General features: G+C 53.1%; 8 protein-coding genes and 1 pseudogene. 1 reads left to right on the top strand and 8 read right to left on the bottom strand.

Annotation, left to right across the window (positions count from 1 at the left end):
* On the bottom strand, positions 1 to 238 hold a 238-nt coding region (locus ACXRVY_RS16500; RefSeq protein ID WP_458237779.1), incomplete at its 3' end, for a redoxin family protein.
* A gap of 141 nt (positions 239 to 379) precedes the next feature.
* Positions 380 to 823, bottom strand: a complete 444-nt coding sequence (locus tag ACXRVY_RS16495; protein WP_223462890.1) for an SRPBCC family protein — start codon at positions 821 to 823, stop codon at positions 380 to 382.
* 178 nt (positions 824 to 1,001) lie between these two features.
* Between ACXRVY_RS16495 and ACXRVY_RS16490 the strand changes: the two genes are divergently transcribed.
* Positions 1,002 to 1,427 (top strand): YciI family protein, encoded by a 426-nt coding sequence (locus ACXRVY_RS16490; RefSeq protein ID WP_223462891.1) that lies wholly within the window; start codon positions 1,002 to 1,004, stop codon positions 1,425 to 1,427.
* Between the two features lie 78 nt (positions 1,428 to 1,505).
* Here ACXRVY_RS16490 and ACXRVY_RS16485 read toward each other — a convergent pair whose 3' ends face one another.
* From ACXRVY_RS16485 to ACXRVY_RS16460, 6 genes and pseudogenes are all read right to left on the bottom strand, one after another.
* Positions 1,506 to 1,760: an S-type pyocin domain-containing protein gene (locus ACXRVY_RS16485; protein ID WP_223462892.1), complete on the bottom strand. Its 255-nt coding sequence runs from the start codon at positions 1,758 to 1,760 to the stop codon at positions 1,506 to 1,508.
* A complete protein-coding gene (locus ACXRVY_RS16480; RefSeq protein WP_223462893.1) occupies positions 1,726 to 2,985 on the bottom strand; it encodes a bacteriocin immunity protein in 1,260 nt (419 codons plus the stop codon). Before ACXRVY_RS16480 ends, ACXRVY_RS16485 begins: the two co-directional genes overlap by 35 nt.
* 91 nt (positions 2,986 to 3,076) lie before the next feature.
* Positions 3,077 to 3,352, bottom strand: a complete 276-nt coding sequence (locus ACXRVY_RS16475) for a bacteriocin immunity protein (protein WP_223462894.1) — start codon at positions 3,350 to 3,352, stop codon at positions 3,077 to 3,079.
* On the bottom strand, positions 3,349 to 3,825 hold the full coding sequence (locus tag ACXRVY_RS16470; RefSeq protein ID WP_458237778.1) for a hypothetical protein: 477 nt from the start codon (positions 3,823 to 3,825) through the stop codon (positions 3,349 to 3,351). The genes ACXRVY_RS16475 and ACXRVY_RS16470 overlap by 4 nt, the downstream gene beginning before the upstream one ends.
* Positions 3,826 to 3,989: 164 nt before the next feature.
* Positions 3,990 to 4,466: a DUF6392 family protein gene (locus ACXRVY_RS16465; protein WP_223462896.1), complete on the bottom strand. Its 477-nt coding sequence runs from the start codon at positions 4,464 to 4,466 to the stop codon at positions 3,990 to 3,992.
* Positions 4,466 to 5,138 (bottom strand): annotated as a pseudogene (locus ACXRVY_RS16460) (S-type pyocin domain-containing protein); the annotation flags it as partial. The gene ACXRVY_RS16465 and the pseudogene ACXRVY_RS16460, both read right to left, overlap by 1 nt.

The following is a 5,138-nucleotide window of genomic DNA, read 5'->3' as shown; positions in this document are numbered from 1 at the left end:
GTACGACAGTGTTGGCCACGTCGTTGGCCTGGGCGTTGAACTTGCGAACCGAGGTGGCGCAGGTCGGGGTGTCGATGCTTGGGAAAATGTTCAGCACTTTGCGCTTGCCGGCAAAGTCTTTCAGGGTGACGTCGGACAGATCGCCGGCAACCAGGGAAAAGGCTGGCGCCTTGGAACCGGCTTGTGGCAGTTGGCCGTTGACTTGAACCGGGTTGCCTTTAAGAGTGACTTGAGCCATGAACGGAGTCCTTCTGACGTTGGTGTGGAGTGTTTTGACGAGGCCGAAGTTAACCACGAAATTGTCCGACGACCTACGGTCAAACATAAATTGTCATGTATCGGCGTACAAAACTGGATACAACCCACAGGGACAGCGGCGTTATTTGAGTAACTCCAGCATATTGCGATGGCGCGCCTCGAAAATCCGTCGCATGTAGCCATTGACCAGCAACCACTCCATTGGCGCGCCACCTATCGCCGAATATGTCACCCGGTCGGTGTACAGCGTACCGCTCTCTCCTGCCGCTACTCGATGTTCGTGACGAAAGGCACGCATCGGTCCCTTGAGCATCTCGTCGATGAAATGCATTTCACCGACTTCACGGATCACTACCGTCCAGCTCGACGGAATCACATTGAACATCCAGTGGCGAAAGCGGAACTGCCGCCCGGCTTCAATCCGCAGGTTGTTCAGATCGACATCACCCAGCGGGGTAATGCGCTCGGGGAAAATCTTCGGAAAGTTGACCCCTTCCAGACAGAAGTCGAGGACCTGTCCGGGCGTGCGGCCGGGGATGAGTGTGGTGAGTTCCAGGGTTGGCATACAGGACACATTCCTTTGATCGTTGGACAGGCTTGCCAGAAATACGGTGTAGCGAAATGGCGGTCGAAAAGAAACCTGCCAAAGTGTCTTCTACAGCAATTTTGTCGAGGGGCTGTCGATTTGCACTACAGCCGTTCGACCATTTCGCGAGTCACTCAATTACAACGGAGAAATCACCATGCGATTCATGATCATCATCAAGGCCAGCCAGGATTCCGAAGCCGGCGTGATGCCCAGCCAGGAGCTATTGACCGCGATGGGCAACTACAACGAAGAACTGGTCAAGGCCGGCATCATGCTCGCAGGCGAAGGCCTGCACCCCAGCAGCAAAGGCGCCCGCGTAAAGTTTTCGGGGGAGCAACGCTCGGTCATCGACGGCCCCTTCATCGAAACCAAGGAACTGATCGCCGGTTTCTGGTTGTGGAAAGTGAAGTCCAAGCAAGAAGCCATCGAATGGGTCAAGCGCTGCCCCAACCCGATGCCGGGCACCGAGGCCGAGATCGAGATTCGGCAGGTGTTCGAGATGGAAGACTTCGGGGCGGAGTTCACCCCGGAACTACGGGAGCAGGAAGAGCGGGTATGGGAGCAGGCGAAGAAGAACTGAATACGCCCGATATATGCTCGATCACATTCAGGACATTTCCCGTTACCTGGGCATGATCGAGCACTTGATGCCCCCCCGTTAAACCGGATACTCAACTCGACTTCTGAACATGACGTACACCGGATCAAGCCCTGAGTCGGTAGGGAAAACCACAACATAGTCGTCGAATGGCGCTCCCTCGACTCCTTGCGGGAGGGATTCCATTGCCGGCACCGGCGAAGAGTAAACAAACTCCAAACGACGCGTTGAATCACGAGTGACGGGCGCGTTCCAGTTAACGGTAATTGGCGCAGCACCATCAGCGGTAAAAACTGAACGCTCCTGATTGCTCATTGAAATGGGCCGACCTGACTCGAACGCCCGTATGGCTTCTCAGGGATTCCGTGATGTGAATCTGCGACAGCGTCTTGATCTCGCGCAACCATTTGAATTTCGTCCCGGGTTCCACGGGTACTATTGCGGTACCGAGCCTGAAAGGAACATTTACCTCGGCCCCCTTCGCTGCCAGCGATTGCCAATCCAGCCCCTCAATCGGTAATAGCTCAATCAAAGGTATGCTGAGGCCATAGACCTGAGCATCCGCGCGGCTGGAAAACTCGAAATTTAAAATGGCAGCACAGAGGCTTTTATCGGCTGGCTCGATCGAGGTCTTGCGCCAGGTGAGTTCACCGACGACCGAGCGAATGGCTTTTTGCAAACTCGCTAGCTGACCCACCTCCAACTCCGAAGGTGCTCCTTCCAGCAAAACGGCGGGACGACTATTGGCAAAAGCCAATGATGCGTTAACCACACGAGCGGTCTGTGTCGGACCGACTCCCGCCAGCGTGCGCGATTGGATCAATCGTCCTTGCGCCGCAATCAACACTGCCTCGGCTTCATCATGTAGACCCCGATGGCGCTGGACAAAGTCTGCCAGCAACGCAACATGGCGGTCGTGTGTCGCATTGATCTGTAGAGCATTGCTCTGCCATAGAGCGTGTTCGGATCGTGCAAAGGCCAGGTTGTTTTTCGCACTGTTTCTGGCGAACTCCAACCTCATCTTCCAGGACTCCAAATTCCTGACGGCCTTATGGGTTTCATGCTGAGCGCGCTCCAGTGCACGAATACTTTCTTCCTGCAGGGAGACTTCCAGATCGACGCTCTGCTGCGTTCGCGCGTACTGAATGGCTTGAGCGAAAGTGCCGAGCGCCATTTCGACCAACTGCTGCGACACTGCAACGTCAGCAGTGATTTTATGCACCTCGGCCAAGTGTCGATATGCGGCACTTGCCGATGCCGGCGGGGGCGCCATGGGTATCGCTTCATCTTTGAATGCCGCGCTGTTTGTATGTTTTTGATGCCAGCCTCTGACGTGATGAATAACCGACTCCGGTCCGTCCCAACCGTTATCAACAGGGTAAAACAACAAATCCGCACCGCTGGGGTGCCCGACAATCTGGTCGAAATGGTTGATCAAGCGATCATGGTCTTGCTTGGGTAGATCAACGGCCCAGATCCTGCTCACCAGCGCCTGAAATTCTGCCGCTGTAAAATCTTTGAGGGTTGCTTTGAGTTCCATCCTGGTTCTTCCTTGAGCCCTTGGGGCAAGCTGTTGTAGACAAGGGCACTTGCTCGATCAGGGGCAAGTGCCGGCAAGTGTTGATAGAAGGTTATTCTGGTTTGAAGCCGGGTTTGTTATTGGCTGCGCGCCATTTTTTGGTGGCTTCCAGTACTTTCACCGGTGTATTTTTGCCCCGATCCTCCGGATTGCATAAGCCATGTATCCCATCTGGATGTTCAGTTACAGCCTCAAAATGCAACACACCCTTAATTATAAAAGAGTCGAACTCATCATCGGGCAGGTCTCGCGCCTCTTCAAATAGGCACCGAAGAAACTCTAGGAACTCCGCTTCTGTGTAGTCTTCAAATCTCTCTTTGAACTTCATTTCTGCTCTGTTCCTTTACCGTGAAAAAGAATATGCCTCTTGGGTGTCATCACCACCAAGTTATCCATGTCGTACACAGCACCTCCTTGGGCAACCTCGAACTGATAATGAATTTCGAATTTAATCCGCCCGCCATATCTATATTTAGGTAACGCTAAGGGAGCCTTGCCCTTTCGCATCAAATCCAAATCGATAGCTATGAACTGAGTGTTCAGTTCAGAATCTGCCGCAACCGCCTTCCAAAATGCCCGCCTGAATGCATGAAAATTCCGAAATTCCTGCAACCGCAGCTGATCAGCAATTTGCAAAGGAACCGGCGCCCCCTGTCCTCGCGCAGCATCTCCCAACCATACCCCCCGAAACCACCTGCCCTGCCCTGGTCGCGACACCCGGATCATCCCGCCGATCAAGAAACAGAAATCCGGCGAAGGCAGCCCCATATCCCCCRAAAACCCGGGAATACTCGCACCCATTTCGCCTTCATCGACAGCTGGATATGTACCGTTTTCCGGTAGGACTTGGCTGCCGGAATAATAGCGTTACATGCCTAATATTTTCTTATTAATTTAGATCGCAGTTACCCCCCGGCCCTACCCTGAACAACTGCGCGTACAGCCTTGCCTGCTATACCAAAGTTTTAGTCGTGCCCCTTGTCAATCAAAGTGAAGACCAACGTTTTTACTTCCATTGCAGCCGTGTATTGAAATACGACCTTCTTACCTGGATAAACAGCAGGATCCAATGGATAGGATTCCCAACCACCTGTTTGGCCCATTGGCTCAGGCATTTTGATTGGGCCTTTTGACTCCATTGGTTCGCCAAATAACGCATGTACATCGGACTGAGTCATTACCAACCTATAGGGCTCGGGAAGTTCGCCTCCGTATTTCACCGTAGTAGGCATTGTCTCCACCAAAGTAACAAATAAACTATCCAATACTTTGGTTTCATACCAAAACGTAAGCTCTACTCCATCTTCAACCTCAAGATCCAATCGATCGCAACCGGGATATAGCTCAGTAAGAGACTGGGCAGGAATAGTTCCGCTTGCCAACAATGACTCGTGAGTGTGACCAACTCCCTCTATTAGCTCCACCACTTTTATGGCGTCCATTAATACCACCCCTGTTGTTTGTGAAGAGCATGCAACCTTTCGCGCCCAATCTCGATGCTGCCTTCATCCAGGCCAGAGTCAAGCAACCCAGGCTTGATTGCATCAAAATTTTGATCTACCGCTTGCTCCAGATCAGATGCATCTTGAGACCGCTTCAATGCGGTATTACGCCCACCATAGGTTTCACTGAATTTTCTGTGTACCTCAGCGGGTATTGCTATGGCCGGGGCTCGCTGTGTATAACCTCTACGTTCACGTGGTGTCATATCGGCGAAGTTCTCTAAAAGGTACTCCTCCAAAGCTCTCCGCGATGGAATATGGTCAATATCCAACCCATCCCCCCTGCTCCTACCACTTAACTCGTTATACGGCCCAACCTCCAAAGGCTCAACCGGCGGACCAACGAAAACCAGTCCCGGCGAAGGCAGTTCCATATCCCCCGGAAACCCGGGAATACTCGCACCAATATCCCCTTCATCAACAGCCGGAAACGTCCCGTTTTCAGGTAGGACGGGGACGGCTGGGCTGCCGGGATAAACACCAGGAGCTACAGGCGTTATCGGCGATATGGTCGAACCAAGCAGTTCACTGCCCGGTGGAACCAGGGGTTTCCAAGAGCTCGCAGGCGGAATTGGCCAAGGCACAACCGTCGGCACGACGCCGATCCAACCC

It is taken from the genome of Pseudomonas sp. P5_A2_2 (assembly GCF_054177685.1).
Note: the sequence above shows the minus strand (reverse complement) of the source record. Positions and strands in the feature narration are given on the sequence as shown.

Coding starts and splice junctions, on each gene's coding strand:
- ACXRVY_RS16495 (WP_223462890.1), bottom strand. CDS start 823: ATGCCAACCCTGGAACTCACCACACTCATCCCCGGCCGCACGCCCGGA.
- ACXRVY_RS16490 (WP_223462891.1), top strand. CDS start 1,002: ATGCGATTCATGATCATCATCAAGGCCAGCCAGGATTCCGAAGCCGGC.
- ACXRVY_RS16480 (WP_223462893.1), bottom strand. CDS start 2,985: ATGGAACTCAAAGCAACCCTCAAAGATTTTACAGCGGCAGAATTTCAG.
- ACXRVY_RS16475 (WP_223462894.1), bottom strand. CDS start 3,352: ATGAAGTTCAAAGAGAGATTTGAAGACTACACAGAAGCGGAGTTCCTA.
- ACXRVY_RS16465 (WP_223462896.1), bottom strand. CDS start 4,466: ATGGACGCCATAAAAGTGGTGGAGCTAATAGAGGGAGTTGGTCACACT.
- ACXRVY_RS16485 (WP_223462892.1), bottom strand. CDS start 1,760: ATGAGCAATCAGGAGCGTTCAGTTTTTACCGCTGATGGTGCTGCGCCA.